Origin of the sequence: Streptomyces sp. TM32 (assembly GCF_004122755.1) — a bacterium.
In the GTDB taxonomy this organism is placed as follows: domain Bacteria; phylum Actinomycetota; class Actinomycetes; order Streptomycetales; family Streptomycetaceae; genus Streptomyces; species Streptomyces sioyaensis.
The window spans coordinates 1-26,634 of record NZ_SDIG01000085.1; the positions used below are offsets into that span (position 1 = coordinate 1).

22 protein-coding genes are annotated in these 26,634 nt (G+C 71.4%); 18 read left to right on the forward strand and 4 right to left on the reverse strand.

The window, feature by feature from the left end:
* The 4 genes from secD to EST92_RS19120 form a co-directional block, all read left to right on the forward strand.
* The coding region (gene secD / locus EST92_RS19105; protein ID WP_129282096.1) for a protein translocase subunit SecD at positions 1–1,172 on the forward strand (1,172 nt) is incomplete at its 5' end.
* The gene (gene secF / locus EST92_RS19110) at positions 1,172–2,293 is read left to right on the forward strand and encodes a protein translocase subunit SecF (RefSeq protein WP_129282097.1); all 1,122 of its coding nucleotides are present in this window, start codon (positions 1,172–1,174) and stop codon (positions 2,291–2,293) included. The genes secD and secF, both read left to right, overlap by 1 nt.
* Entirely contained in the window at positions 2,290–2,838 is a 549-nt protein-coding gene (locus EST92_RS19115; RefSeq protein ID WP_129282098.1) for an adenine phosphoribosyltransferase, read from the forward strand. The genes secF and EST92_RS19115 overlap by 4 nt, the downstream gene beginning before the upstream one ends.
* A gap of 171 nt (positions 2,839–3,009) precedes the next feature.
* Positions 3,010–5,649, forward strand: a complete 2,640-nt coding sequence (locus EST92_RS19120) for a bifunctional (p)ppGpp synthetase/guanosine-3',5'-bis(diphosphate) 3'-pyrophosphohydrolase (protein WP_129282099.1) — start codon at positions 3,010–3,012, stop codon at positions 5,647–5,649.
* Positions 5,650–5,710: 61 nt separating this feature from the next.
* On the opposite strand, the gene EST92_RS19125 is transcribed toward EST92_RS19120, so the two are convergent.
* Together EST92_RS19125 and EST92_RS19130 are read right to left on the reverse strand one after the other, a co-directional pair.
* Positions 5,711–6,940, reverse strand: coding sequence for a DUF349 domain-containing protein (locus tag EST92_RS19125; protein ID WP_129282100.1), 1,230 nt, complete (start codon positions 6,938–6,940; stop codon positions 5,711–5,713).
* A 249-nt stretch (positions 6,941–7,189) separates the two neighbouring features.
* Positions 7,190–8,017 (reverse strand): peptidylprolyl isomerase, encoded by an 828-nt coding sequence (locus EST92_RS19130; RefSeq protein WP_129282101.1) that lies wholly within the window; start codon positions 8,015–8,017, stop codon positions 7,190–7,192.
* Between the two features lie 162 nt (positions 8,018–8,179).
* Here EST92_RS19130 and EST92_RS19135 point away from each other — a divergent pair, with 162 nt between their 5' ends.
* From EST92_RS19135 to EST92_RS19150, 4 genes are all read left to right on the forward strand, one after another.
* A complete protein-coding gene (locus EST92_RS19135) occupies positions 8,180–8,893 on the forward strand; it encodes an MBL fold metallo-hydrolase (RefSeq protein WP_129282102.1) in 714 nt (237 codons plus the stop codon).
* Positions 8,894–8,904: 11 nt separating this feature from the next.
* On the forward strand, positions 8,905–10,167 hold the full coding sequence (hisS, locus tag EST92_RS19140; protein ID WP_129282103.1) for a histidine--tRNA ligase: 1,263 nt from the start codon (positions 8,905–8,907) through the stop codon (positions 10,165–10,167).
* Between the two features lie 327 nt (positions 10,168–10,494).
* Positions 10,495–11,136, forward strand: a complete 642-nt coding sequence (locus EST92_RS19145; RefSeq protein WP_129282104.1) for a vitamin K epoxide reductase family protein — start codon at positions 10,495–10,497, stop codon at positions 11,134–11,136.
* 108 nt (positions 11,137–11,244) lie between these two features.
* Positions 11,245–12,627: a replication-associated recombination protein A gene (locus EST92_RS19150; RefSeq protein WP_129282105.1), complete on the forward strand. Its 1,383-nt coding sequence runs from the start codon at positions 11,245–11,247 to the stop codon at positions 12,625–12,627.
* Between the two features lie 33 nt (positions 12,628–12,660).
* On the opposite strand, the gene EST92_RS19155 is transcribed toward EST92_RS19150, so the two are convergent.
* Entirely contained in the window at positions 12,661–13,419 is a 759-nt protein-coding gene (locus EST92_RS19155) for a DUF2470 domain-containing protein (RefSeq protein ID WP_129282106.1), read from the reverse strand.
* Between the two features lie 185 nt (positions 13,420–13,604).
* On the opposite strand from EST92_RS19155, the gene rpsD reads away from it, so the two are divergent.
* On the forward strand, positions 13,605–14,216 hold the full coding sequence (rpsD, locus tag EST92_RS19160; RefSeq protein WP_086718482.1) for a 30S ribosomal protein S4: 612 nt from the start codon (positions 13,605–13,607) through the stop codon (positions 14,214–14,216).
* A 26-nt stretch (positions 14,217–14,242) separates the two neighbouring features.
* Here the strand turns inward: rpsD and EST92_RS19165 are convergent, their stop codons facing one another.
* A complete protein-coding gene (locus EST92_RS19165; RefSeq protein ID WP_129282107.1) occupies positions 14,243–16,441 on the reverse strand; it encodes a tetratricopeptide repeat protein in 2,199 nt (732 codons plus the stop codon).
* A gap of 178 nt (positions 16,442–16,619) precedes the next feature.
* Here EST92_RS19165 and EST92_RS19170 point away from each other — a divergent pair, with 178 nt between their 5' ends.
* The 9 genes from EST92_RS19170 to aroB all read left to right on the forward strand — a co-directional run bounded on the left by EST92_RS19170 (position 16,620) and on the right by aroB (position 26,158).
* The gene (locus EST92_RS19170) at positions 16,620–17,069 is read left to right on the forward strand and encodes a DUF948 domain-containing protein (protein ID WP_254068910.1); all 450 of its coding nucleotides are present in this window, start codon (positions 16,620–16,622) and stop codon (positions 17,067–17,069) included.
* Between the two features lie 8 nt (positions 17,070–17,077).
* Positions 17,078–17,422 (forward strand): DUF6167 family protein, encoded by a 345-nt coding sequence (locus tag EST92_RS19175; protein ID WP_129282108.1) that lies wholly within the window; start codon positions 17,078–17,080, stop codon positions 17,420–17,422.
* Positions 17,422–20,091, forward strand: a complete 2,670-nt coding sequence (gene alaS / locus EST92_RS19180; RefSeq protein WP_129282109.1) for an alanine--tRNA ligase — start codon at positions 17,422–17,424, stop codon at positions 20,089–20,091. The genes EST92_RS19175 and alaS overlap by 1 nt, the downstream gene beginning before the upstream one ends.
* 14 nt (positions 20,092–20,105) lie before the next feature.
* Positions 20,106–20,570: a Holliday junction resolvase RuvX gene (gene ruvX, locus EST92_RS19185; protein WP_129250118.1), complete on the forward strand. Its 465-nt coding sequence runs from the start codon at positions 20,106–20,108 to the stop codon at positions 20,568–20,570.
* 128 nt (positions 20,571–20,698) lie between these two features.
* Positions 20,699–22,384 (forward strand): endolytic transglycosylase MltG, encoded by a 1,686-nt coding sequence (mltG, locus tag EST92_RS19190; RefSeq protein WP_129282110.1) that lies wholly within the window; start codon positions 20,699–20,701, stop codon positions 22,382–22,384.
* Positions 22,384–23,211, forward strand: a complete 828-nt coding sequence (locus tag EST92_RS19195) for a shikimate dehydrogenase (protein WP_129282111.1) — start codon at positions 22,384–22,386, stop codon at positions 23,209–23,211. Before mltG ends, EST92_RS19195 begins: the two co-directional genes overlap by 1 nt.
* Before the next feature lie 120 nt (positions 23,212–23,331).
* On the forward strand, positions 23,332–24,516 hold the full coding sequence (gene aroC / locus EST92_RS19200) for a chorismate synthase (protein WP_129282112.1): 1,185 nt from the start codon (positions 23,332–23,334) through the stop codon (positions 24,514–24,516).
* Complete coding sequence (locus EST92_RS19205; RefSeq protein ID WP_129282113.1) at positions 24,513–25,070, forward strand: shikimate kinase; 558 nt, start codon at positions 24,513–24,515, stop codon at positions 25,068–25,070. Before aroC ends, EST92_RS19205 begins: the two co-directional genes overlap by 4 nt.
* Positions 25,067–26,158, forward strand: coding sequence for a 3-dehydroquinate synthase (aroB, locus tag EST92_RS19210; RefSeq protein ID WP_129282114.1), 1,092 nt, complete (start codon positions 25,067–25,069; stop codon positions 26,156–26,158). The genes EST92_RS19205 and aroB overlap by 4 nt, the downstream gene beginning before the upstream one ends.
* Positions 26,159–26,634: the final 476 nt, after the last annotated feature.

Genomic DNA, 26,634 nt, shown 5'->3' on the forward strand with positions numbered 1-26,634 from the left:
GTCCAGGGCGTTCAGCTGCTTCTGGAGGGCCGGCGGCATCCCCGCCCCCCGGTGGCGCGGGCATCCCGCCGGCCCTCCAGAAGCAGCTGAACGCCCTGGACTGCTCCACCAAGGCGAGCCGCGCCGCCGCCGGTCAGAAGGCCGCCGCCACCAAGCCGTCCGACCCGGTCGTGGCCTGCCATGACGACGGCAGCCAGAAGTACGCGCTCGGCCCGGTCGGGGTCGAGGGCACGGACGTCAAGGACGCCAAGGCCGTCTTCGACAGCCAGCAGGGCCAGGGCTGGATCGTCCAGATGGACTTCACCTCCGAGGGCGGCAAGAAGTTCGCTGACGTCACCGGCAAGCTCGCCACCAAGGCGCAGCCGCAGAACCAGTTCGCGATCATCCTGGACGGCGCGGTGGTCTCCGCCCCGCGCGTCAGTGAGCGGCTCAACGGCGGCAACGCCACCATCTCCGGCGGCTTCACCCAGAAGTCCGCCGAGGACCTCGGCAACATGCTGTCCTACGGCGCCCTGCCGCTCTCCTTCAAGATCGACGACGAGACCACGGTCACCGCGGCGCTCGGCGGTGAGCAGCTGCACGCCGGTCTGATCGCCGGCGCCATCGGCCTCGGGCTGGTCGTCCTCTACCTCATCGCCTACTACCGGGGCCTGTCGCTGGTCGCGCTGGCGAGCCTGTGTGTCTCGGCGATCCTGACGTACGCGATCATGACGTTGCTCGGACCGGCCATCGGGTTCGCGCTGAACCTCCCGGCGGTCTGCGGCGCCATCGTCGCCATCGGTATCACCGCCGACTCGTTCATCGTCTACTTCGAACGCATCCGGGACGAGATCCGTGAGGGCCGCACCCTGCGCCCTGCCGTCGAGCGCGGCTGGCCGCGCGCCCGCCGCACGATCCTGGTCTCCGACTTCGTGTCGTTCCTGGCCGCCGCGGTGCTGTTCATCGTCACCGTCGGCAAGGTGAAGGGCTTCGCGTTCACGCTCGGCCTGACCACCGTGCTCGATGTCGTCGTGGTCTTCTTCTTCACCAAGCCGCTGATGACGCTCCTGGCCCGGCGGAAGTTCTTCGCCGACGGCCACCCCTGGTCCGGCCTCGATCCCAAGCGCCTGGGCGCCAGGCCACCGCTGCGCCGCCGCCGCGCCAGCGCCCCGACCCAGACGAAGGAGGCGTGATGTCCAAGCTCGGAAACATCGGCGCCCGGCTCTACCGCGGCGAGGTCGGCTATGACTTCATCGGCAAACGGAAGATTTGGTACGGCCTCTCGATCCTCATCACCATCACGGCCATCGTCGGCCTGGCGGTGCGCGGTCTGAACATGGGCATCGAGTTCTCCGGCGGCGCGGTCTTCACCACCCCGAAGACCTCGGTCTCCGCCTCGGAGGCGCAGCACCAGGCCGAGTCGGCGGCGGGCGGCCACCAGGCCGTGGTGCAGAAGCTCGGCGGCGGCGCGCTGCGCATCCAGATCAGCGGTCTGGACACCAAGCAGGCGCTGCCGGTCCAGGAGGAGCTCGCCAAGGACCTGAACGTCCAGGTCAAGGACGTCAACACGCAGCTGGTCGGTCCGAGCTGGGGTGAGCAGATCGCCAACAAGGCCTGGCTGGGCCTGGGGATCTTCATGGTCCTCGTGGTGCTCTACCTGGCCGTCGCCTTCGAGTGGCGGATGGCGCTCGCCGCCCTGGTCGCGCTCATCCACGACCTCACCATCACGGTCGGTGTCTACGCCCTGGTCGGCTTCGAGGTCACCCCGGGCACGGTCATCGGTCTGCTGACGATCCTCGGTTACTCCCTGTACGACACGGTGGTCGTCTTCGACAGCCTCAAGGAGGCCTCGAAGGACATCACCAAGCAGACCCGCTTCACCTACAGCGAGATCGCCAACCGCTCCATCAACAGCACCCTGGTGCGGTCCATCAACACCACCGTGGTGGCGCTGCTGCCGGTCGCCGGTCTGCTGTTCGTCGGCGGCGGTGTGCTGGGCGCGGGCATGCTCAACGACATCTCGCTGGCCCTGTTCGTCGGTCTCGCCGCCGGTGCATACTCCTCGATCTTCATCGCGACCCCGCTGGTCGCCGAGCTGAAGAGCCATGAGCCACAGATGAAGGCGCTGGCCAAGCGGGTGCAGGCGAAGCGTGCCGCAGCCGCCGCCAAGGAGGCGAACCAGGAGAGCCCGCAGGCCGAGGACGTCGAGGGCCCTGATGCCGAGGACGCCGACGGCGCCGCGGTCGTCGGACCGCGCCGGCAGCCCGCCTCCCGCAACCGCGGACGCGGCCGCCCGTCGGGCAAGCGCCGATGAGGGCCCCCGCCGCCCTGCGCGAGCTGCTGCTCAGCCGGATATCGGACGTCCCGGACCACCCGCAGCCGGGCGTGGTGTTCAAGGACATCACCCCGCTGCTGGCCGACCCGGTCGCCTTCGGCGCGCTGACCGACGCCTTCGTCGATCTGTGCGCGCGGTTCCGCGTGGACAAGGTCGTGGGCCTGGAGGCGCGCGGCTTCATCCTCGCCGCCCCGGTCGCGGTCCGCGCCGCCGTCGGCTTCGTGCCCGTACGCAAGGCGGGCAAGCTGCCCGGTGCGACCCTCGGGCAGGCCTACGAGCTGGAGTACGGCACGGCCGAGATCGAGCTGCACGCCGATGCGCTGGACCCGGGCGACCGGGTGCTGGTGATCGACGACGTGCTCGCCACCGGAGGGACCGCCGATGCGTCGTTGCAGCTCATCCGGCGTGCGGGTGCCGAGGTCGCGGGCCTGGCGGTGCTGCTGGAGCTCGGCTTCCTGGCCGGGCGGCAGCGGCTGGAGCCGGGCCTGAAGGGCGCTCCGCTGGAGGCCTTGATCACGGTCTGAGCCGGTCTCACTCCGCACCACGTCGCAGGGGCACCCGGAAGAATTCGGGTGCCCCTGCTGCTGTGTCATGTACGGACCCATGGCCGCGGGGGAGTTGTCCGCCCGGGGTCGATACCATGGCACCCCGGCCCGTTCGAGGCACTGGGGTCCGGAACCGCCTGAGGAGTGCTCTTGCCAGACGAGGCCCAGCCGCTCTCCCCCGGAACGCGTCCGGCGGGAACCGACGCCGCGCGCCCGGATGAGCCGAAGCCGACGGACGCGGCTTCCCCCCGCGCGCCCGAGTCCGGGCGGCAGGGCGCCCCCGACGGTGCCGGCGGGCCCCGGCCGGCCGGCCGGTCCGCCGCGTCCGGGTCGCCCGCCGAGCGGGGCGGCAAGGCCCCCGAGGCGGGCTCCGCCGCTTCCTCGTCCCAGCCGGCCCCGACGCCGTCCCGCGCGGACAAGCCGCCGGCCAAGGCCGACCAGCCGGTCGCGTCCCGGCCGCTGCCGCCCACCCCCGCCGGCCGCTCCGGCTCCCCGAACCGCGTACGGGCCCGCCTCGCCCGGCTGGGCGTACAGCGCTCCAGCCCGTACAACCCGGTCCTGGAGCCGCTGCTGCGGGCCGTCCGCGGCAACGACCCCAAGATCGAGACCGCCACGCTGCGGCAGATCGAGCGGGCTTACCAGGTCGCCGAGCGCTGGCACCGCGGCCAGAAGCGCAAGAGCGGCGACCCGTACATCACCCACCCCCTCGCGGTGACGACGATCCTCGCCGAGCTGGGCATGGACCCGGCGACGCTGATGGCCGGCCTGCTGCACGACACCGTCGAGGACACCGAGTACGGCCTGGACACCCTGCGGAACGACTTCGGCGATCAGGTCGCGCTGCTGGTCGACGGCGTCACCAAGCTCGACCGCGTCAAGTTCGGCGAGGCCGCGCAGGCCGAGACCGTCCGCAAGATGGTCGTCGCGATGGCCAAGGACCCGCGAGTCCTGGTCATCAAGCTCGCCGACCGGCTGCACAACATGCGCACCATGCGGTACCTCAAGCGGGAGAAGCAGGAGAAGAAGGCCCGCGAGACGCTGGAGATCTACGCACCGCTCGCCCACCGCCTGGGCATGAACACCATCAAGTGGGAGCTGGAGGATCTTTCCTTCGCGATCCTCTACCCCAAGATGTACGACGAGATCGTGCGGCTGGTCGCCGAGCGGGCGCCCAAGCGGGACGAGTATCTGGCGATAGTGACCGACGAGGTCCAGGCCGATCTGCGGTCCGCCCGGATCAAGGCCACGGTCACCGGCCGCCCGAAGCACTACTACAGCGTCTACCAGAAGATGATCGTCCGCGGACGCGACTTCGCCGAGATCTACGACCTGGTGGGCATCCGCGTCCTCGTCGACACGGTCCGCGACTGCTACGCGGCCCTCGGCACCATCCACGCGCGATGGAACCCGGTCCCCGGCCGGTTCAAGGACTACATCGCGATGCCCAAGTTCAACATGTACCAGTCGCTGCACACGACCGTGATCGGCCCCAGCGGCAAGCCCGTTGAGCTCCAGATCCGTACCTTCGACATGCACCGCCGCGCCGAGTACGGCATCGCCGCGCACTGGAAGTACAAGCAGGAGGCGGTGGCGGGCGCCTCCAAGATCCGTACGGACGTCCCGAAGTCCGCCGCCGGCAAGGCCGGCAAGGGCCAGGACACGGTCAACGACATGGCCTGGCTGCGGCAGTTGCTGGACTGGCAGAAGGAGACCGAGGACCCGGGCGAGTTCCTGGAGTCGCTGCGCTTCGACCTGTCGCGCAACGAGGTCTTCGTGTTCACGCCGAAGGGCGATGTCATAGCGCTGCCGGCCGGTGCCACCCCCGTCGACTTCGCGTACGCGGTGCACACCGAGGTCGGCCACCGCACGATAGGGGCCAGGGTCAACGGGCGCCTCGTACCACTCGAATCGACCCTGGACAACGGCGACTTGGTCGAGGTCTTCACCTCCAAGGCGACGGGCGCCGGCCCGTCCCGCGACTGGCTCGGCTTCGTCAAGTCCCCGCGCGCCCGCAACAAGATCCGCGGCTGGTTCTCCAAGGAGCGCCGCGACGAGGCGATCGAGCAGGGCAAGGACGCCATCGCGCGGGCCATGCGCAAGCAGAACCTGCCGATCCAGCGGATCCTGACCGGCGACTCCCTGGTCACCCTCGCGCACGAGATGCGCTACCCGGACATCTCCTCCCTCTACGCCGCCATCGGCGAGGGCCATGTCGCCGCGCAGGGCGTCGTCCAGAAGCTGGTGCAGGCGCTCGGCGGCCAGGACGAGGCCACCGAGGACATCGCCGAGTCGACGCCGATCCGGCCGCGCTCCAAGCGCCGGTCCAGCGCCGACCCGGGTGTGGTCGTCAAGGGCGTCGACGATGTGTGGGTCAAGCTGGCCCGCTGCTGTACTCCGGTGCCGGGCGACCCCATCATCGGCTTCGTCACCCGCGGCAACGGCGTCTCGGTGCACCGTGCCGACTGCGTCAACGTGGACTCGCTGTCCCGGCAGCCGGAGCGGATCCTGGAGGTCGAGTGGGCGCCCACCCAGTCCTCGGTCTTCCTGGTCGCCATCCAGGTCGAGGCGCTGGACCGGTCCCGCCTCCTGTCGGACGTCACCCGGATCCTGTCCGACCAGCACGTCAACATCCTCTCGGCGGCCGTCCAGACCTCCCGGGACCGCGTCGCCACCTCCCGCTTCACCTTCGAGATGGGCGACCCCAAGCATCTGGGCCATGTCCTGAAGGCGGTCCGGGGTGTGGAGGGCGTGTATGACGTGTATCGGGTGACGTCGGCGCGCCGGCCGTAGTGGCGCGCACAGCAGGCGGCCCCGGTACGGAATCCGTACCGGGGCCGCCTGCTGTGCTGCGCTAGCCGCCGAACTCCTCCAGGCCCTTCAGCGCCTGGTCCAGCAGTGCCTTGCGGCCCTCCAGCTCACGGCCGAGTTTGTCGGCCTTGGCGTCGTTGCCGGCCGCCCGGGCCGTGTCGATCTGCTTCTGCAGCTTGTCGACCGCGTCCTGGAGCTGGCCGGTGAGCCCCGCGGCGCGGGCCCGCGCCTCCGGATTCGTACGGCGCCACTCGTTCTCCTCGGCGTCCTGGATGGCGCGCTCGACGGCGTGCATCCGCCCCTCGATCTTCGGGCGGGCGTCCCGGGGGACGTGGCCGATGGCCTCCCACCGCTCGTTGATCGAGCGGAACGCCGCACGGGCGGCCTTCAGGTCCGACACCGGGAGCAGCTTCTCGGCCTCGACGGCCAGCTCCTCCTTGCGGGTCAGATTCTCCCGCTGCTCGGCGTCGCGCTCCGCGAAGACCTCACCGCGCGCCTGGAAGAAGATGTCCTGGGCGCCGCGGAAGCGGTTCCACAGGCCGTCCTCGTGCTCGCGCTGGGCCCGGCCCGCGGCCTTCCAGTCCGCCATCAGCTCGCGGTAGCGGGCCGCGGTGGCCCCCCAGTCCGTCGAGTGCGACAGCGACTCGGCCTCGGCGACCAGCTTCTCCTTCGCCTTGCGGGACTCCTCGCGCTGGGCGTCCAGCGACGCGAAGTGGGCCTTGCGCCGCTTGGAGAACGCCGAGCGGGCGTGCGAGAAGCGGTGCCACAGCTCGTCGTCCGCCTTGCGGTCGAGCCGCGGCAGGCTCTTCCAGGTGTCCACCAGCGCGCGCAGCCGCTCACCGGCGGCCCGCCACTGCTCACTGGCCGCCAGCTCCTCGGCCTCGGCGACCAGCTTCTCCTTGGCCTGCCGCGCCTCGTCGCTCTGCTTGGCCTTCTGCGCCTTGCGCTCCTCGCGACGCGACTCGACGGCCTCGACGAGCTTGTCCAGCCGCTTCTTGAGCGCGTCCAGATCGCCCACCGCGTGGTGTTCGTCGACCTGGGTGCGCAGGTGCTCGATCGCGGTCGTCGCGTCCTTCGCCGACAGGTCGGTGGTCTTGACCCGGCGCTCGAGGAGGCCGATCTCGACGACCAGGCCCTCATACTTGCGCTCGAAGTAGGCGAGGGCCTCCTCGGGAGTTCCTGCCTGCCACGATCCGACGACCTGCTCGCCATCGGCGGTACGCACGTACACGGTCCCCGTCTCATCGACGCGGCCCCATGGGTCGCTGCTCACAGCGCCTCCTCCACATGATGCCGACGGGGGCGTGCGGCCCCCCGGCATCGTCCACAGTTTCTGTCCGGCAGAGCCACGCCCTGGCCGGTCCGACGGGCTGACTTGCGGGTGAGGGTGGCAGCCGTCGGAGCAGGCACCCTACACAACGCCAATCTAGGCGAACGGCGCTCGGCTGTCCGCATCCAGCGCGACCGAATTCGCGGTGCGCACCGGGGACGGCGATGGGCCGCCCCCGGGTCGCCCGGCAGGTCAGGACTTCTTCACGGTCGCGCGGTTGATCACGACGGTGGCGTTCGGCACGGTGGCGCGGATCGCCTGGTCGAGATGCGAACCCGCGTCGGCGATCTTGCGCAGCACGTCCATGCCGCCGGTGATCGTCCCGAAGGGGGTGTAGTTCGGGGGCAGCTTGCTGTCCTGGTAGACGAGGAAGAACTGGCTGCCACCGGTGTTGCGGGTCTCCTTGCTCCGGCCGTCGTAGCGGTTGGCCATCGCGACCGTCCCGGCCGGATAGACACCGCCCTTGAGCCGGGGATCCTTGAGGTTCTCGTCCGGAATGGTGTAGCCGGGGGTGCCCTGACCGGTGCCCTTCGGGTCACCGCACTGCAGGACGTGGATCCCCTCGTCGACCAGCCGGTGGCACTTGCTGTGGTCGAAATACCCCTGACCGGCCAGGAAGGCGAAGGAGTTGACCGTGTGCGGGGCCTTGCCGGCGTCCAGCTTCAGCTCGATCGTGCCGCAGGTCGTCGCCAGCTTCGCGGAGTAGGAGGCCGAGGTGTCGAGCGACATCGCCGGCTCCTTCTTCCAGGTCTTCGCCGACGGTGCGCCCTTCGCGGGCCGGGCGCAGGGGTCCGGGGCCTTCGACGGCGCCCCGTCCGCGGCGGCCCGGTCGGACGTCCCGCCGCCGGCCAGTCCCGCGGAGGCGTAGACGGCGCCGCCGGCGGCCAGGGCGACGGCCACGGCGGACGCGATGATCACGTTGCGGCGTTTGGCCTTCCGCTGAGCGGCGGTCCGCCGTTGTTGCTGGCGCTCGAACTTCTCCCGGGCGAGCTGCCGCCGCCGCTGATCCTTGCTGACCACCGGTCGTCTCCTTGTCCGCTCATCGATCACTGAGATGCGCCGTGGCCGTACCGTATACGGGTTCGCCCTGCCGGGAGTCCCGCCGGTAGGCTCTGGAGCTGCCGAGATGTCCGGAGAGCGGCCCCCGCGGCCCGACCTCCACACCGACCTTTAAGGACGAACGTGCTGATTGCCGGGTTCCCCGCCGGGGCCTGGGGCACCAACTGCTACTTGGTCGCCCCCGCCGCCGGTGAGGAGTGCGTCATCATCGACCCGGGCCACCAGGCGGCCCAAGGAGTCGAGGACGCGGTCAAAAAGCATCGGCTCAAGCCCGTCGCGGTCGTCCTCACCCATGGCCATATCGACCATGTCGCCTCCGTCGTTCCGGTGTGCGGCGCGCACGGCGTCCCGGCCTGGATCCACCCCGAGGACCGCTACATGATGAGCGACCCGGCGAAGGCCATCGGCCGCTCCCTCGGTCAGCAGCTGATGGGCGACCTCACCGTGGGGGAGCCGGACGACGTCAAGGAGCTGAGCGACGGGTCCGCCCTGCAGCTCGCCGGGATGGAGTTCTCCGTCGACCATGCGCCGGGCCATACCAAGGGGTCGGTGACGTTCAGGATGCCCGAGCAGGCCGACATCCCGCCGGTCTTCTTCTCGGGCGATCTGCTGTTCGCCGGCTCCATCGGACGCACCGATCTGCCGGGCGGCGACCACGCCGAGATCCTCAAGTCGCTGGCGCGCGTGTGCCTGCCGCTGGAGGACTCGACCGTCGTCCTGTCCGGCCACGGCCCCCAGACCACCATCGGCCGCGAGCGCGCCACCAACCCCTTCCTGCGGGAGGTGGCGGCCGGCCTCGGAGACGGCTCCAGCGCCGCTCCACGACGAGGAATGTGACGAGAGCTTCCGTGAGCACCTTCAAGGCCCCCAAGGGCACGTACGACCTGATTCCGCCGCAGTCCGCCACCTATCTCGCGGTGCGCGAGGCGATCGCCGCGCCGCTGAAGAACTCCGGGTACGGCTACATCGAGACGCCCGGTTTCGAGAACGTCGAGCTGTTCGCGCGCGGCGTCGGTGAGTCCACCGACATCGTGACCAAGGAGATGTACGCCTTCGAGACCAAGGGCGGTGACCAGCTCGCGCTGCGCCCCGAGGGCACAGCGTCCGTACTGCGTGCCGCACTGGAGGCCAACCTCCACAAGGCGGGCAACCTCCCGGTCAAGCTCTGGTACTCCGGCTCGTACTACCGCTACGAGCGTCCGCAGAAGGGCCGCTACCGCCACTTCTCCCAGGTCGGCGCCGAGGCGATCGGCACCGAGGACCCGGCGCTGGACGCCGAGTTGATCATCCTGGCGGACCAGGCGTACCGGGCGCTGGGGCTGCGGAGCTTCCGCATCCTGCTGAACTCTCTGGGTGACAAGGAGTGCCGTCCCGTCTACCGAGCGGCGCTGCAGGACTTCCTGCGCGGGCTCGACCTCGACGAGGACACCCGGCGCCGGGTCGACATCAACCCGCTGCGGGTCCTGGACGACAAGCGCGAGGCGGTGCAGAAGCAGCTCGACGGGGCGCCCAAGCTCCGCGACTACCTCTGCGAGGCCTGCAAGGCGTACCACGAGCAGGTGCGGGAGCTGCTGACCGCGGCGGGCGTGGCCTTCGAGGACGACGAGAAGCTGGTCCGCGGCCTGGACTACTACACCCGCACCACCTTCGAGTTCGTCCACGACGGCCTGGGGTCGCAGTCCGCGGTGGGCGGCGGCGGCCGCTACGACGGCCTCTCGGAGATGATCGGCGGCCCCGCGCTGCCGTCCGTCGGCTGGGCCCTGGGCGTCGACCGTACGGTGCTGGCGCTGGAGGCGGAGGGCATCGCGCTCGACATCCCCGCGGCCACCGCCGTCTACGCGGTACCGCTCGGCGAGGAGGCCCGCCGGGTGCTGTTCGGCGTGGTCACCGAGCTGCGCCGGGCCGGCGTCGCCACCGACTTCGCGTACGGCGGCAAGGGCCTGAAGAACGCCATGAAGTCCGCCAACCGCTCCGGCGCACGGCTGGCGATCGTGGCGGGCGAGCGGGATCTGGCCGAGGGCGTGGTCCAGCTCAAGGACCTGGAGAGCGGTGAGCAGACCGCGGTCGCGCTGGGCGCGGTGGCCGAGGAGATCCGGCGCGCGCTGGGCTGAGCCGCCCGCGGACGGACATTGTGGGGCCCGGCGGCGACCTGTCGTCCGGGCCCCTCGTGCTGCCGGGCGCCCGTGTCAACCCAGGTCGTGCCGTCATCCCGGCGGAGGGATTCCGGTGGGCCACAGTGGCGGGGACGGGCTCGTAAGCGGGCGGCAGGTCGGGCCGGGGCGGAGCGCAGGCTGAGAGAACGCTGTGTACGGAGGGTTCGTCTTTATGCGCAGCGCACAGTGGGGCGTGGTGGAGTTGGGGCACAATGAACGGCGCGGCCGCGCTTGCCGGCCCGCCTGCTGAGGCCCATCTCCTGAGGGATCGACGGAAACGGCGATATGACGACGACAGCGCTTGACGACGTGTCCACCGACGACGACCGCGCGAGCGGCGCGCCCGCCACCGGCTCCGGTCGCGGGCTCGCCCTGCTCCTGGTGATCACCGGTGCACTGGGTCTGCTGGCGGCCTGGGTCATCACCTTGGACAAGTTCGAGCTGCTGAAGGACCCGAACTTCAAGCCGGCCTGCAGCCTCAACCCGATCATCTCCTGCGGCAACGTCATGCAGAGCAAGCAGGCGGAGGCCTTCGGCTTCCCGAACCCGATGGCCGGGCTGGTCGGCTTCGGCGTGGTGATCGCGATCGGCACGGCCCTGCTGGCGGGCGCCCGCTTCCGCCGCTGGTACTGGATCGGGCTGAACATCGGCACCGGGCTCGCCGTGGTCTTCTGCATGTGGCTGATGACCCAGTCGCTGTACAGCATCAACTCGCTGTGCCTGTGGTGCACGCTGACCTGGTGCGTCACGATCCTGATGTTCTGGTACACGACCGCGCACAACCTCAAGCACGGCATCATCCCGTCCCCCGAGGGGCTGCGGCGCGTGGTGCTGGAGTTCCACTGGGTCGTACCGGTGCTCTGGTACGGCGTGATCGCGCTGCTGATCCTCACCAAGTGGTGGTCGTACTGGAGCACGCTGATCTAGTAGGTGCGTGCATTGATCCCGTAACCGCGCGAAGCCTGCCGTACGCCCCGGCCGCCGTCGATGACGGCGGCCGGGGCGTTGTCAGTGGGGTGGCTTAGGCTCGTGATCGTGGAGCCCGACCTGTTCACCGCCGCCGCCGAAGACCGCCAGGAGAAGGACCCCGCGGGGTCCCCGCTCGCCGTGCGGATGCGTCCGCGCACCCTCGACGAGGTCGTGGGCCAGCAGCATCTGCTCAAGCCGGGCTCGCCGTTGCGGCGACTGGTGGGCGACGACGGCAGGGGCGGGGCGGGCGGCCCCGCTGGGCCGTCCTCGGTGTTCCTGTGGGGGCCGCCCGGCATCGGGAAGACGACCCTCGCGTATGTCGTCAGCCAGGCGACGAACAAGCGCTTCGTGGAGCTGTCGGCGATCACGGCGGGCGTCAAGGAGGTCCGTACGGTCATCGACGGCGCCCGGCGTGCCTCGGGCGGCTACGGCAAGGAGACCGTCCTCTTCCTCGACGAGATCCACCGCTTCAGCAAGGCCCAGCAGGACTCCCTGCTGCCCGCCGTGGAGAACCGCTGGGTGACCCTGATCGCCGCGACGACCGAGAACCCGTATTTCTCGGTGATCTCGCCGCTGCTCTCCCGGTCGCTGCTGCTGACCCTCGAACCCCTCACGGACGACGATCTGCGCGGGCTGCTGCGGCGCGCGCTGACCGATGCGCGCGGGCTGGCCGGCGCGGTGACCCTCCCCGCGGACACCGAGGCGCATCTGCTGCGCATCGCGGGCGGGGACGCCCGGCGGGCGCTGACCGCCCTGGAGGCCGGCGCCGGATCCGCACTGTCCAAGGGCGAGAAGGAGATCACCCTCCGGACCCTGGAGGAGTCCGTCGACCGGGCGGCGGTGAAGTACGACCGGGACGGCGACCAGCACTACGACGTCGCCAGCGCGCTGATCAAGTCCATCCGGGGCTCGGACGTCGATGCCGCGCTGCACTATCTCGCGCGCATGATCGAGGCCGGCGAGGACCCGCGCTTCATCGCGCGCCGGCTGATGATCTCGGCGAGCGAGGACATCGGCCTGGCCGATCCGACGGCGCTGCAGACGGCGGTCGCCGCGGCCCAGGCCGTGGCACTGATCGGCTTCCCGGAGGCGCGGATCACCCTCAGTCAGGCCACCATCGCGCTCGCCCTGGCGCCGAAGTCGAATGCCGCGTATCTCGCGATCGATGCCGCGCTGGCGGACGTCCGGGCCGGTCAGGCGGGTGCGGTGCCGCTCCATCTGCGCGACAGCCACTACAAGGGCGCCCAGAAGCTCGGCCATGGTCAGGGCTATCGGTATCCGCACGACCTGCCGGGCGGCATCGCGGCCCAGCAGTACGCGCCCGACGAGGTGCACGGCAAGCGCTACTACGCACCGACCCGGCACGGTGCCGAGGCCCGCTACGCCGATGTCGCCGAGCGGGTCCGCGCCCGGCTGCGCGGCGCGGCCGGCGAGGGCACCACCGACTAGCCGGCCGCGCCCCCGGCTCCCGAGCTTCCGGCTCTACCGTGCGCCCGCCGCCTCGAAGAGATGGTGCATCGCCCGCCGCAGCCCGGCCACGTCCCGCACCGGCTCCGGGAAGTCGAACCGCGCGTCGAACGAGCGGTGCCCGGCGTCGGTGAAGCGGACCCGCAGCCCGAAGCGGTCCAGGCTCACCGGCACCGCCCGATCGCGCAGCCCGCAGACCGCCTGGGTGCTGTCGTTCAGCAGGGCACACAGCGCGCGCACCTGCTCGCCGTGCGCCGCGTGCAGATGCTGCAGCAGCTCCGCCTCATGGGCGACCAGCGGGTCGGGGACCGCCTCGGCGAAGGCGTCGGGCTCGACGGGGTCGGCGCCCCACAGATCGTCCACCGCGCACTCCCCGACCTCCAGGCGCAGCATCATCCAGGCGGCCCGCCCGTACCTGCCCGGTGCCGGGTCCGGCTGCAGCGCTTCGCCGAGGCCGAGCAGCTCGCCCACCGGGTGCCGCTCCGCCAGCAGCATCGCGGCCTCGGCGCGCTGCGCGTTGCGTACGGGGGTGAGCCAGCCGGCGATCCACGCCCGTCCGCGGACGCGATGGGGCACCGAAACCGGCGCGACATCCGTGATCTCCATCACGGCTGCCAGGTCGTCATCCTGGGCGTGGGCCGCGGCCCGGGCCGCGGCACAGTCGCCAGGAACCAGCAACAGCACGTCTCCACCGGATGTGACGGTCCGGCAGACGGGGCCGGAGAGGCCGTTCTCGTCGGGGTCCTCGACGCCGGGGACGTTCAGGGACGCCATACCATGGGACTCGACGAGGGTTCGTACGCGCTCGGCGGCAGAGGGCTGCTGGGCGTCTTCCTTGGGACGCGGCTGACCCGCCTCTGTGCTCTGAGCAGCACCGGGCAGGGGGATCCCAGGTCGAAACATGCGTTCTCCTCGCGCTAAGGTAAGCCTCACCTAACTTACACGGAGGTCCGTTCCACGTGAACCAGTCGCGTCCCAAGGTCAAGAAGTCCCGCGCGCTCGGCATTGCGCTGACGCCGAAGGCCGTCAAGTACTTCGAGGCCCGTCCCTACCCGCCCGGCGAGCACGGCCGCGGCCGCAAGCAGTCCAGTGACTACAAGGTCCGGCTGCTGGAGAAGCAGCGTCTGCGTGCGCAGTACGACATCAGCGAGCGCCAGATGGCGCGTGCCTACGACCGCGCTCGGAAGGTCGAAGGCAAGACCGGCGAAGCGCTGATCATCGAGCTTGAGCGCCGTCTGGACGCGCTCGTCCTGCGGTCGGGCATCGCCCGCACGATCTACCAGGCTCGCCAGATGGTCGTCCACGGCCACATCTCGGTGAACGACCGCAAGGTCGACAAGCCGTCCTTCCGCGTCCGTCCCGGCGATGTCGTGATGGTCCGCGAGCGCAGCCGCGAGAAGCACCCCTTCCAGGTCGCGCGTGAGGGTGGCTACGCCCCCGACGGCGAGACCCCCCGCTACCTGGAGGTCAACCTGCAGGCTCTGGCGTTCCGCCTCGACCGGGACCCGAACCGCAAGGAGATCCCGGTGATCTGCGACGAGCAGCTCGTCGTCGAGTACTACGCCCGCTGAGCACCACCGCAGGCGCAGCACCACGCTCAGCCCGCCGTTTCCCCGCCGCTCGCGGAGGGGGAGGCGGCGGGTTCGTTCGTGCCGGGCGCCATGCGCCGCAGCGCACGACGGCCCGCGGAGTCCGGGCCCGCGGACCGCAGGGCCCGGGCCACCGCCGCGTCCAGATCGAGCAGCCCGCCCACCCGCAGGCAGTGCTCGTAGCGCTCGGACCCCAGCCGTTCGCGCGCCTGCTCCGCGCACTGCGCATGCGGTTGGTGGAAGTGGCGCGAGCCGAACAGCGGCAGCCCGACCGACGGCCACAGCCGCGCCGCGGCGCCCTGCAGCACCGCCGCCTCCGCCGCGTCGCCCTCGCCCAGCGTCACCTGGGCCAGCAGCTCGATCGCCAGCACCGCGCCCAGCAGATCGCCGAAGGAGTGCTCGATGGCCAGGCACTTCTCCAGCAGCGCCCGCGCCCGCCCGCCGTCCCCCCGCGACCAGGCCGCACAGGCCAGCACGAACTGGGCGTACGCCAGCGTCCAGCGCTCACCGTGGTCCTCGCAGACCTCCAGGACGCCCTCGCACAGCCGCACCGCGTCCGCCAGCTCGCCCTGGAAGGTCAGCGCCATCGCCAGCTCCACCTGCCCCATCAGCACCGTGATGCTGAGCTCGCCGACCTCCCGGTAGTGGCGCAGCGCCCGGCGCAGCAGCTCCTCGGCGCGCGGCATGTCGTCACAGACCAGCGCCAGGCAGCCGGTGCGCTGCAGCGCGTACGCGGCGGCGGTGGCGTTGCCGGTCCGCTCGGCCTCGTCGCGGCACCGCTGCAGCGAACCGAGGGCGGCGACGGTGTCCCCCTGGAGCACCGCGACATAGCCGGCCACCCACAGCGCCTTCATCCGCGCGTCGTCGTGGTCGCTCTCCAGCTCCAGGGCCCGGTCCAGCCAGTGCCGGCCCTCCGCGAGCCGTCCGCAGGCCACCCAGTAGAACCACAGCGTGCCGGCCAGATACTGGCCCAGGTGCGAATCGGCCGGGCTCTGCAGGCTCTGCTCCAGCGCCACCCGCAGATTGGGCAGCTCGGCCTCGATCCGGGCCGCGATCTCGGCCTGCCGGGGGCTGAACCAGTCCAGCTCGCACCAGGTGGCCAGGCCCAGATACCAGTCGCGGTGCCGGCGCCGCAGCCGCTCGCCGTCGGCGGTCGCCGCCAGCCAGCCCGCGCCGTAGGCCCGTACGGTGTCCAGCATCCGGTAGCGCACCCCGGCCGCGGTCTCCTCGCGTACCAGCACCGACTGGGCGACCAACTCGGCGAGGACGTCGAGGAGTTCGTCGGCCGGCAGCTCCGGGCCCGAGCAGACGTATTCGGCCGCCTCCAGGTCGAACTGCCCGGCGAAGACCGACAGTCGCGCCCACAGCAGCCGTTCCGCGGGCGTGCACAGCTCATGGCTCCAGCCGATCGCGGTACGCAGGGTCTGATGGCGGGGCAGCACACTGCGCGCGTTGCCGGTCAGCAGCCGGAAACGGTCGTCGAGCCGGTGCAGCACCTGGGCCACGGACAGCGCGCGCAGCCGTCCGGCGGCCAGTTCCAGGGCCAGCGGGATGCCATCGAGCCGGTCGCAGAGTTCGCCGACCGCCGCCTCGTCGGACGGCCCGACGGTGAAGCCGGCGACGACGGACGCGGCGCGGTCGGCGAACAGGGCCCGCGCGTCGGCGGTGTTCATCGGCGCGAGCGGCACGATCCGTTCGCCGCCGATCCCGAGCGGCCGGCGGCCGGCGGCCAGCACCCGCAGCCCGGGGGCGCGCCGCAGCAACTCCGCGGTCAGCTCGGCGCAGGCGTCGACCAGGTGCTCGTACCCGTCGAGAACGAGCAGCAGCTCACGGTCGGCCAGGTGCTCGCACAGCGCGGCGCGCACCGGGCGGCCGCCGTAGCCGTCCGGCGCCAGGACCTCGGCGACGGCGTGGTCGAGCAGGTGCGCCTCGCGCAGCGAGGCCAGTTCGACCAGCCACACCCCATCGCAGAAGCGATCCTGCAAGATCGCTGCGCTCTGTCCGGCAAGCCGTGATTTCCCGACGCCGCCGAGTCCGGTGACAGTCACCAGCCGGGCGGAGGCCAGCTCCCGCGCCAGCGCGGCGAGTTCGTCGCCGCGGCCGATGAAGCGGTTGAGTTCCGCGGGGAGATTCCCGGGCCTGCGCGGTGCCCGGACACGCTCGGGGGAGGGGCGGGCGGCGGGGCCGGAGCGCGTGAGGCGTCGCATGGCACACGGAGCGTACTCGGCGGGATGCGGACCGTACAATCGCGCCGCCGGATTCCCCCGGCATCCGCTGCGCGCCACCGGGAACGCGGTGCGGGCGGGCAGTCGCGGCGCGATAAGGTCAAGGTTGCCGTTCGAGCAGGACGAAACCAGACCAGACCAGTCGGAGAGTGGTGCCAACGTGTCCGGTGGAGAGGTGGCCGGGATCCTCGTGGCCGTCTTCTGGGCGATCCTTGTGTCGTTCCTCGCCCTCGTGCTGGTGAGGCTCGCACAGACGCTGAAGGCGACCACGAAAATGGTGGCCGAGGTGTCCGAGCAGGCCGTCCCGCTCCTGGCCGACGCCTCCGCGACAGTCCGCTCCGCGCACAGCCAGCTGGCCCGCGTCGACGCCATCGCGGCCGACGTCCAGGAGGTCACCGCCAACGCCTCCGCGCTCTCCTCGACCGTCTCCTCCGCCTTCGGGGGCCCGCTGGTCAAGGTGGCGGCCTTCGGCTACGGGGTGCGCCGCGCGATCGGCAAGAAGGGCGCGGACGCCCCTGCCACCGGGCGCGCCGATCGCACCGTCGTCGTCGGCCGTACCCTGCCCGGCGCCCGCCGTGGCGGGCGCCGCAACCGCCGCTCCAAGGACTGATCACCGCGATGTTCCGCCGCGCATTCTGGTTCACCACCGGCGCCGCCGCCGGCGTGTGGGCCACCAACAAGGTCCACCGCAAGCTGCGCAAGCTGCAGCCCGACAGCCTCGCCGCGCAGGCCGCGGACAAGGCCGTCGAGACCGGACACCGGCTGCGCCAATTTGCATTGGACGTACGGACCGGAATGGCGGACCGTGAAGAACAGCTGCACGAAGCCCTCGGAATCGGCGAGCCGGCCGAGGTGCGTGAGCTGCCCGCACCGCGGCGTGCGGTGCTCGAACCGCAGTACCGAACCACGAGAACGACCGGACCGCACGGTCTGACCGGACCGACTGGAAATGAGGACCACTGATGGAGTCGGCTGAAATCCGCAGGCGCTGGCTGCGCTTCTTCGAGGAGCGCGGGCACACCGTCGTGCCGTCGGCGTCGCTCATCGCGGACGACCCGACGCTGCTGCTCGTCAACGCGGGCATGGTCCCCTTCAAGCCGTACTTCCTCGGTGAGGTCAAGCCGCCCGGCCCGCGTGCCACCAGCGTCCAGAAGTGCGTCCGTACGCCGGACATCGAAGAGGTCGGCAAGACCACCCGGCACGGCACCTTCTTCCAGATGTGCGGCAACTTCTCCTTCGGCGACTACTTCAAGGAAGGCGCCATCACCTACGCCTGGGAGCTGCTGACCGGCTCGCAGGCCGACGGCGGCTACGGCCTCGACCCGGAGAAGCTCTGGATCACCGTCTACCTCGACGACGACGAGGCCGAGCGCATCTGGCACGAGGTCATCGGCGTGCCCAAGGAGCGCATCCAGCGCCTGGGCAAGAAGGAGAACTACTGGTCCATGGGCGTCCCGGGCCCCTGCGGCCCGTGCTCCGAGATCAACTACGACCGCGGCCCGGAGTTCGGCGTCGAGGGCGGCCCGGCCGTCAACGACGAGCGGTACGTCGAGATCTGGAACCTCGTCTTCATGCAGTACGAGCGGGGTCAGGGCACCGGCAAGGAGGACTTCGAGATCCTCGGCGAGCTGCCCAGCAAGAACATCGACACCGGCCTCGGTCTCGAGCGCCTGGCGATGATCCTGCAGGACGTGCAGAACATGTACGAGACCGACACCCTGCGCGTCGTCATCGACAAGGCCACCGAGCTGACCGGCGTCCGCTACGGCCACTCGCACGACTCCGACGTCTCGCTGCGCGTGGTCGCCGACCACATCCGTACGTCCACGATGCTCATCGGCGACGGCGTCACCCCCGGCAACGAGGGCCGCGGCTACGTCCTGCGCCGCATCATGCGCCGCGCCATCCGCAACATGCGCCTGCTCGGTGCCACCGGGCTGGTCATCGGTGAGCTGATGGACGTGGTCATCAAGACCATGGGCCAGCAGTACCCGGAGCTGTTGGAGGACCGCCGCCGCATCGAGACGGTCGCCCTCGCCGAGGAGGCCGCCTTCGTCAAGACGCTGAAGGCCGGCACCAACATCCTCGACTCCGCCGTCACCGACACCAAGGCCGGCGGCGGCACGGTCCTGCCCGGCGACAAGGCCTTCCTGCTCCACGACACCTGGGGCTTCCCGATCGACCTCACCCTCGAAATGGCCGCCGAACAGGGCCTTTCGGTGGACGAGTCGGGCTTCCGCCGCCTGATGACCGAGCAGCGGGAGCGCGCCAAGGCCGACGCCCAGGCCAAGAAGAGCGGCCACGCCAATCTGTCCGCCTACCGCGAGGTCGCCGACACGTCAGGCGCCACGGAGTTCACCGGCTACAGCGCCACCGAGGGTGAGTCGACCGTCGTCGGCCTGCTCGTGAACGGCGCCCCGGCCCCCGCCGCCCACGAGGGCGACGAGGTCGAGGTCGTCCTGGACCGCACCCCCTTCTATGCCGAGGGTGGCGGCCAGCTCGCCGACACCGGCCGGATCAAGCTGGACTCCGGCGCCGTCGTCGAGGTCCGCGACGTCCAGCAGCCGGTGCCCGGCGTCACGGTCCACAAGGGCGTCGTCCAGGTCGGCGAGGTGGTGGTCGGCTCCGCCGCGTACGCCGCCATCGACGTCACCCGCCGGCGGGCCATCGCCCGCGCCCACAGCGCCACCCACCTCACCCACCAGGCGCTGCGCGACGCCCTCGGCCCGACGGCCGCCCAGGCCGGTTCGGAGAACTCCCCGGGCCGCTTCCGCTTCGACTTCGGCTCGCCGGCCGCCGTGCCGGGCACGGTCCTCACCGACGTCGAGCAGAAGATCAACGACGTGCTGGCCCGTGAGCTCGATGTGCACGCCGAGGTCATGAGCATGGACGACGCCAAGAAGCAGGGCGCCATCGCCGAGTTCGGCGAGAAGTACGGCGACCGGGTCCGGGTCGTCACCATCGGCGACTTCTCCAAGGAGCTGTGCGGCGGCACGCACGTCCACAACACCGCCCAGCTGGGTCTGGTGAAGCTGCTCGGCGAGTCCTCCATCGGCTCCGGCGTGCGCCGCGTCGAGGCGCTGGTCGGTGTGGACGCCTACCGGTTCCTGGCCCGCGAGCACACCGTCGTCTCCCAGCTCACCGAGCTGGTCAAGGGGCGTCCGGAGGAGCTGCCGGAGAAGATCTCCGGTGTCCTGGCCAAGCTGAAGGACGCCGAGAAGGAGATCGAGAAGTTCCGCGCCGAGAAGGTGCTGCAGGCCGCCGCCGGGCTGGCCGAGGGTGCCAAGGACGTGCGCGGGGTGGCGCTGGCCGCCGGTCAGGTCCCGGACGGCACCTCCGCCGACGACCTGCGCAAGCTGGTGCTCGACGTCCGCGGCCGGATCCAGGGCGGCCGGGCCGCCGTTGTGGCGCTTTTCACGGTGGCGGGCGGCCGTCCGCTGACGGTCATCGCCACCAACGAGGCCGCCCGCGAGCGCGGCATCAAGGCCGGTGACCTGGTCCGTGCCGCTGCCAAGACGCTCGGCGGCGGTGGCGGCGGCAAGCCGGACGTCGCCCAGGGCGGTGGCCAGAACGCCGCCGCGGTGCCCGAGGCCATCGAGGCCGTCGAGCGCCTCGTCACCGAGGCGGCCTGACGCGCGTGAGTGAGATGCGACGCGGCCGGCGCATCGCGGTGGATGTCGGGGATGCCCGCATCGGGGTCGCCTCGTGCGACCCCGACGGGGTCCTCGCCACCCCCGTCGAGACCGTCCCGGGGCGTGACGTCCCGTCAGCGCACCGCCGGCTCAAGGCGATCGTCGAGGAGTACGAACCCCTCGAAGTCGTGGTCGGTCTGCCCCGCTCCCTCCACGGGGGAGAGGGGCCGGCCGCGGCCAAGGTCCGGGCCTTCGCCCAGGAGCTGGCCCGCGCCATCGCACCCGTAGGGGTCCGGCTGGTCGACGAGCGGATGTCGACGGTGACCGCGACCCAGGGCCTGCGGGCCTCGGGGGTGCGGAGCAAGAAGGGCCGCTCGGTGGTCGACCAGGCGGCGGCCGTGGTCATCCTGCAGAGCGCACTGGAGACCGAGCGCGTCTCGGGGGCCCCTCCGGGCGAGAGCGTCGAAGTGGTCATCTGATCGCGGTACGGTAACGTTCCGCGCGATGTGCGGCGTTCGAACAGCCGCGCGTGCAAGTAGAGGCGGTCGGGTTACCAGCAAGCGCGCTGCCAGGCCGGAGCGCACCGCCTCTCGGCTCTAGGGGATCGATGACCGAGTATGGCCGGGGCTACGGCTCCGAACCGTGGCACCCCGAGGACCCGCTCTACGGAGAGCAGGGTCCTTACGGAGGCCAGGCCCAGCAGCCTCAGTGGAGCGGCAGGCAGTCCGCCCCGCACCCCCCGCAGCAGCCGGATCCGTATCCGCAGCAGCAGTACCACGGGGGCTGGGACGGCCCGCAGGGCGGACACGTGCCGTACGACCCGTACGACCCCTACGGGCAGCAGCAGCCGCCGGTCGACCCGTACAGCGGCGCGAGCCCCGATTACTACGGCACGCCGGAAGCCTATCCGCCGCCGCACCCGGACCATCTGCGGCAGCAGGCCCAGCAGGCCCAGCAGATGCAGCAGACGCAGGAACAGCCGCGGTACCAGCCCCCGCACTCCGCGCAGCAGAGGCCGCAGCAGCCGGAGCCGTTCTACGACGACGGCCCGGGTGACGACTGGCGGGCCGGGCCGGACCCGCGCGAGCCGGAGCGGGAACACGCGTTCTTCGCGGATCGCGACGAGGACGACGAAAGCGACGACCCGGACCCGGGCGAGGGCGGCCGGGGCGGGCGCGACCGCCGCGGCAAGAAGAACAACAAGAAGAACAAGCGGCGCAGCGGCCGGGCCTGTCTGGTCGTCTTCCTGCTCTTCGCCGGCGCCGCGGGCACCGTCGGGTACTTCGGCTACGACTTCTTCGTGAGCCACTTCGGTTTGTCCCCCGATTATGAGGGCGAGGGCTCCGGCGACATCCAGGTCGACATTCCGGATGGTTCGCCGCTTTCCGAAATGGCGCAGATCCTCCAGGAAAAGGGCGTCATCAAGAGCGCCGGGGCCTTCACGGAGGCGGCCGGGGAGAACAAGAAGGCGCAGAGCCTGCAACCGGGGACATATACCCTCCGCAAGAAGATGTCGGGCGCCGCGGCCATCGAGCTGATGCTGGATCCCAAGAGCCGAAACGGCCTCACCATCCGGGAAGGGCTGCGCTCCGCCGACGTCTACAAACTCATCGACCAGAAGCTCCATCTCAAGGCCGGCACGACCAAGGGCGTGGCAAAGAGCGACGCCAAGAACCTCGGACTGCCGTCCTGGGCCGATGATTCCCCCAAGATAAAGGACCCGCTGGAGGGCTTCCTCTACCCGTCGACCTACAGCGTGGGCGGCAAGGCGAAGCCGCAGGCGGTGCTCAAGCAGATGGTGGCGCGGGCCAACCAGGTGTACCAGCGGTATGACTTGGAGGGGAATGCCCGAAAGCTCCACCTCTCCTCGCCGATGCAGCTGCTGACCGTCGCCAGCCTCACGCAGGCCGAAGGCAAGTACAAGCACGACTTCGTCAAGGTCGCACGCGTCGTCTACAACCGCCTCAAGCCGAACAACACCGAGACCTACGGTCTGCTGGACTTCGACTCGACGGTGAACTACGCGAAATCCCAGAGCACCCTGGACACCGGGTCCGTCGACAATCTGCGGAACTTCAACGACCCGTACAACACCTACAAGTTCAAGGGACTGCCGCCGGGCCCGATCGGCAACCCGGGGGAGGTGGCGCTCAAATCGGCCATCGACCCGGCCAAGGGCAACTGGTACTACTTCGTCTCGATCAACCCGGAAAAGACGCTGTTCGCCGAGACGAACGAAGAGCACGAGCGCAACCGGCGCATCTACGAAAAGGAACACGGGAAAGCCAAGTAATGAGCACCACCCGTCGAGCCGCGGTGCTCGGTTCCCCGATCGCCCATTCCCTCTCCCCGGTACTGCACCGCGCCGCCTACCGGGAGTTGGGCCTGAGCGACTGGACGTACGGCCGGCACGAGGTCGACGAAGCGGCCCTGCCCGCCTTCATGGAGCGCCTGGACGCCACCTGGGCGGGACTGTCGCTGACCATGCCGCTCAAGCGCGCGGTGATCCCGCTGCTCGACGAGATCACCCCGACCGCGGCCTCGGTCGAGGCGGTGAACACCGTCGTCCTCACCGGCGACGGGCGCCGCCTCGGCGACAACACGGACATCCCCGGCATGCTCGCCGCGCTGCGCGAGCGCGGGGTACGGCAGGTCGAGCGGGCCTCCGTGCTGGGCGCCGGCGCCACCGCCTCCTCGGCGCTCGCCGCCCTCGCCCGTATCTGCACCGGCGAGGTCACCGCATATGTCCGCAGCGACGCACGGGCCGCGGAGATGCGCGGCTGGGGCGAGCGGCTCGGGGTTCCGGTCCGCACCGCCCCCTGGGAGGACGCCGCCGCGGCCTTCGAGGCGCCGCTGACCGTCGCCACCACCCCCGCGGGCACCACCGACGCGCTCGCCGCCGCCGTCCCCGCGCGACCCGGCACCCTCTTCGACGTCCTCTACGAGCCCTGGCCGACGGCGCTGGCCGCCGCCTGGGCCGACCGCGGCGGCGCCGTGGTCGGCGGCCTCGACCTGCTCGTCCACCAGGCCGTCCTGCAGGTGGAGCAGATGACGGGGCGCACGCCGGCGCCGCTCGCCGCGATGCGCAGCGCCGGGGAGGCGGCACTCCTCGCCCGCTGATCCGCCCGGTCCGCCCCCGCGCATGCGGTCCGCTCCCTGGACTGGACGCCGCCCCACCGGCGCGACGTGGGAGGATCAGGGGGAGACCGTACGCGGATGAGCAGTACATGAGGAGCACCGTTGAGCAGGTTGCGCTGGCTGACGGCGGGGGAGTCGCACGGCCCCGCACTCGTGGCGACGCTGGAAGGCCTTCCGGCCGGGGTCCCGATCACCACCGAGCTGGTGGCGGACGCACTGGCCAGGCGCCGGCTCGGCTATGGCCGCGGTGCCCGGATGAAGTTCGAGCAGGACGAGGTCACCTTCCTGGGCGGCGTGCGGCACGGCCTGTCGCTGGGCTCGCCGGTGGCCGTGATGGTCGGCAACACCGAGTGGCCCAAGTGGGAGCAGGTCATGGCGGCCGACCCGGTGGACCAGGGGGTGCTGGACTCGCTGGCCCGTAACGAGCCGCTGACCCGCCCCCGCCCCGGCCACGCCGACCTCGCCGGAATGCAGAAGTACGGCTTCGACGAGGCCCGTCCGGTCCTGGAGCGGGCCTCCGCCCGCGAGACCGCCGCCCGGGTCGCCCTGGGCGCGGTCGCCCGGTCCTTCCTCAAGGAGGCGGCCGGTATCGAGATCGTCTCGCACGTCGTGGAGCTGGCCGCGGCCAAGGCTCCGTACGGCGTCTACCCGAAGCCCTCCGATGTCGAGAAGCTGGACGCCGACCCGGTGCGCTGCCTGGACGCGGACGCGAGCAAGGCGATGGTCGCCGAGATCGACCAGGCCCACAAGGACGGCGACACCCTCGGCGGCGTGGTCGAGGTGCTGGCCTACGGCGTGCCGGTGGGGCTCGGCTCGCACGTCCACTGGGACCGGCGGCTGGACGCGCGGCTGGCCGCGGCCCTCATGGGCATCCAGGCGATCAAGGGCGTCGAGGTCGGCGACGGCTTCGACCTGGCGCGGGTGCCGGGCTCGAAGGCGCACGACGAGATCGTCGCCACCGACGAAGGGATCAAGCGCAGCTCGGGTCGCTCCGGTGGCACCGAGGGCGGGCTGGCGACCGGTGAACTGCTGCGGGTGCGCGCCGCGATGAAGCCGATCGCGACGGTGCCGCGGGCGCTGGCGACCATCGATGTGAGCACGGGCGAGGCGGCCAAGGCGCACCACCAGCGCTCGGACGTCTGCGCCGTGCCGGCCGCCGGCATCGTCGCCGAGGCGATGGTGGCGCTCGTGCTGGCGGACGCGCTGCTGGAGAAGTTCGGCGGCGACAGCGTGCCGGAGACCCGCCGCAACGTACGCGGCTTCCTCGACAACCTGGCGATCAAGTGACCTCGCCGGTCGTCGTCCTGATCGGCCCGCCCGGGGCCGGCAAGTCCACGGTGGGCGCCCTGCTCGCCGAGCGGCTGGGCGTCGGCTACCGCGACACCGATGCCGATGTCGTCGCCACGGCCGGCCGGCCGATCGCCGAGATCTTCATCGACCAGGGCGAGCCGCACTTCCGTGAGCTGGAGCGGGCGGCCGTCCGCAGCGCCCTGGAGTGCCACCCGGGCGTGCTCTCGCTCGGCGGCGGCGCGATCCTCGACGAGGGCACCCGGGCGCTGCTGTCCGGGCTGCCGGTGGTCTTCCTGGACGTGGAGCTGGCCGACGCGGTCAAGCGGGTGGGGCTGGACGCGCCCCGCCCGCTGCTGGCCGTCAACCCGCGCAAGCAGTGGCGCGAGCTGATGGAGCGCCGCCGCCCGCTGTACACCGAGGTCGCGCGCGCCGTGGTCGCCACGGCCGGGCGCACCCCCGCCCAGGTCGCCGAGGTGATCATGGACGCATTGGAGCTACGGCCGGCCGCGGGAGACGCCCCGCGGGCCGCCCACAGGGAGGAACAGGCATGACGGAGCAGGCCACCCGTATCCAGGTCGGCGGCACGGCGGGCACCGACCCGTACGAGGTGCTCGTCGGGCGGCAGCTGCTCGGTGAGCTCCCGGGCCTGATCGGCGACGGCGTCAAGCGCGTGGCCGTACTGCACCCGGAGGCGCTGGCCGCCACCGGTGAGGCGCTGCGCGAGGACCTGGCCTCCCAGGGCTACGAGGCGATCGCCGTCCAGCTGCCGAACGCCGAGGAGGCCAAGACCGCCGAGGTGGCGGCGTACTGCTGGAAGGCGCTCGGGCAGTCCGGCTTCACCCGCAGCGATGTGCTCGTCGGCGTCGGCGGCGGGGCCACCACCGACCTGGCCGGTTTCGTCGCCGCGACCTGGCTGCGCGGGGTGCGCTGGATCGCCGTACCGACCACCGTGCTCGGCATGGTGGACGCGGCGGTCGGCGGTAAGACCGGCATCAACACCGCCGAGGGCAAGAACCTCGTCGGCGCCTTCCACCCGCCGGCCGGGGTGCTCTGCGATCTGGCCGCGCTCGACTCGTTGCCGGTGCACGACTACGTCTCCGGTCTGGCCGAGGTCATCAAGGCCGGCTTCATCGCCGACCCGGCGATCCTCGACCTGATCGAGTCGGACCCGGAGGCCGCCAAGCGCCCGGACGGGGCGCACACCGCCGAGCTCATCGAGCGGGCGATCCGGGTCAAGGCCGAGGTGGTCTCCGCGGACCTCAAGGAGTCCGGTCTGCGCGAGATCCTCAACTACGGCCACACCCTGGCGCACGCCATCGAGAAGAACGAGCGCTACAACTGGCGGCACGGCGCCGCGGTTTCCGTCGGTATGGTCTTCGCCGCCGAACTCGGCCGGATCGCCGGCCGCTTGGACGACGCCACCGCCGACCGGCACCGCACCGTCCTCGCCTCCGTCGGGCTGCCGCTGACCTACCGCGGCGACCAGTGGCCCAAGCTGCTGGAGACGATGAAGGTCGACAAGAAGTCCCGTGGCGACCGGCTGCGCTTCATCGTCCTGGACGGCCTGGCCAAGCCGACCGTCCTGGAGGGCCCGGACCCGGCCATGCTGCTCGCCGCGCACGCCGAGATCGCGGCCTGAGCCGTCCGGCCCGGCGGGTCCGCGCCCGCGCCACGGGCCGGGCCCCCGGCCGCTCGGCTCCCGCGGTCCACGGTCCCGCGGTGCCGCCGCCCGCCCCTGCCGCGCCCCGCACTCCGCGTACGGCCCGCGGGACGCGGCGCCCGGTGGACGGCGGTGCCCCGGGGGCCGGGGCGCTCCGTCCGCCCGCCGACCGGCTGACGCACCATCCGGGGCACCTCGGCCCGGCCCCGGCCGTTCATGTGCTGAGCAGCGGGGCAGGACCTCTCCTGACCGGGCCCGGGAGGGTACCGTTCGCAGCAGTACCACCCCCACCGGGCCGTGGGGCACAACGGCCCCTCCGCGCCGGTGGGTTGCCCCACGACGCACGGGCGGCCGAGCCCGGCGCCGGGGCACTCCCGGCGGCAGCCGGGGAACACCGCACCACATGGACCGCACGAGACGGAGAGCCACCGGATGCAGTACGCAGTGGGGGCTCC

Coding starts and splice junctions, on each gene's coding strand:
- alaS (WP_129282109.1), top strand. CDS start 17,422: ATGGAGTCGGCTGAAATCCGCAGGCGCTGGCTGCGCTTCTTCGAGGAG.
- EST92_RS19195 (WP_129282111.1), top strand. CDS start 22,384: ATGAGCACCACCCGTCGAGCCGCGGTGCTCGGTTCCCCGATCGCCCAT.
- mltG (WP_129282110.1), top strand. CDS start 20,699: ATGACCGAGTATGGCCGGGGCTACGGCTCCGAACCGTGGCACCCCGAG.
- EST92_RS19145 (WP_129282104.1), top strand. CDS start 10,495: ATGACGACGACAGCGCTTGACGACGTGTCCACCGACGACGACCGCGCG.
- ruvX (WP_129250118.1), top strand. CDS start 20,106: ATGCGACGCGGCCGGCGCATCGCGGTGGATGTCGGGGATGCCCGCATC.
- aroB (WP_129282114.1), top strand. CDS start 25,067: ATGACGGAGCAGGCCACCCGTATCCAGGTCGGCGGCACGGCGGGCACC.
- secF (WP_129282097.1), top strand. CDS start 1,172: ATGTCCAAGCTCGGAAACATCGGCGCCCGGCTCTACCGCGGCGAGGTC.
- EST92_RS19175 (WP_129282108.1), top strand. CDS start 17,078: ATGTTCCGCCGCGCATTCTGGTTCACCACCGGCGCCGCCGCCGGCGTG.
- EST92_RS19155 (WP_129282106.1), bottom strand. CDS start 13,419: ATGGCGTCCCTGAACGTCCCCGGCGTCGAGGACCCCGACGAGAACGGC.
- EST92_RS19115 (WP_129282098.1), top strand. CDS start 2,290: ATGAGGGCCCCCGCCGCCCTGCGCGAGCTGCTGCTCAGCCGGATATCG.
- EST92_RS19165 (WP_129282107.1), bottom strand. CDS start 16,441: ATGCGACGCCTCACGCGCTCCGGCCCCGCCGCCCGCCCCTCCCCCGAG.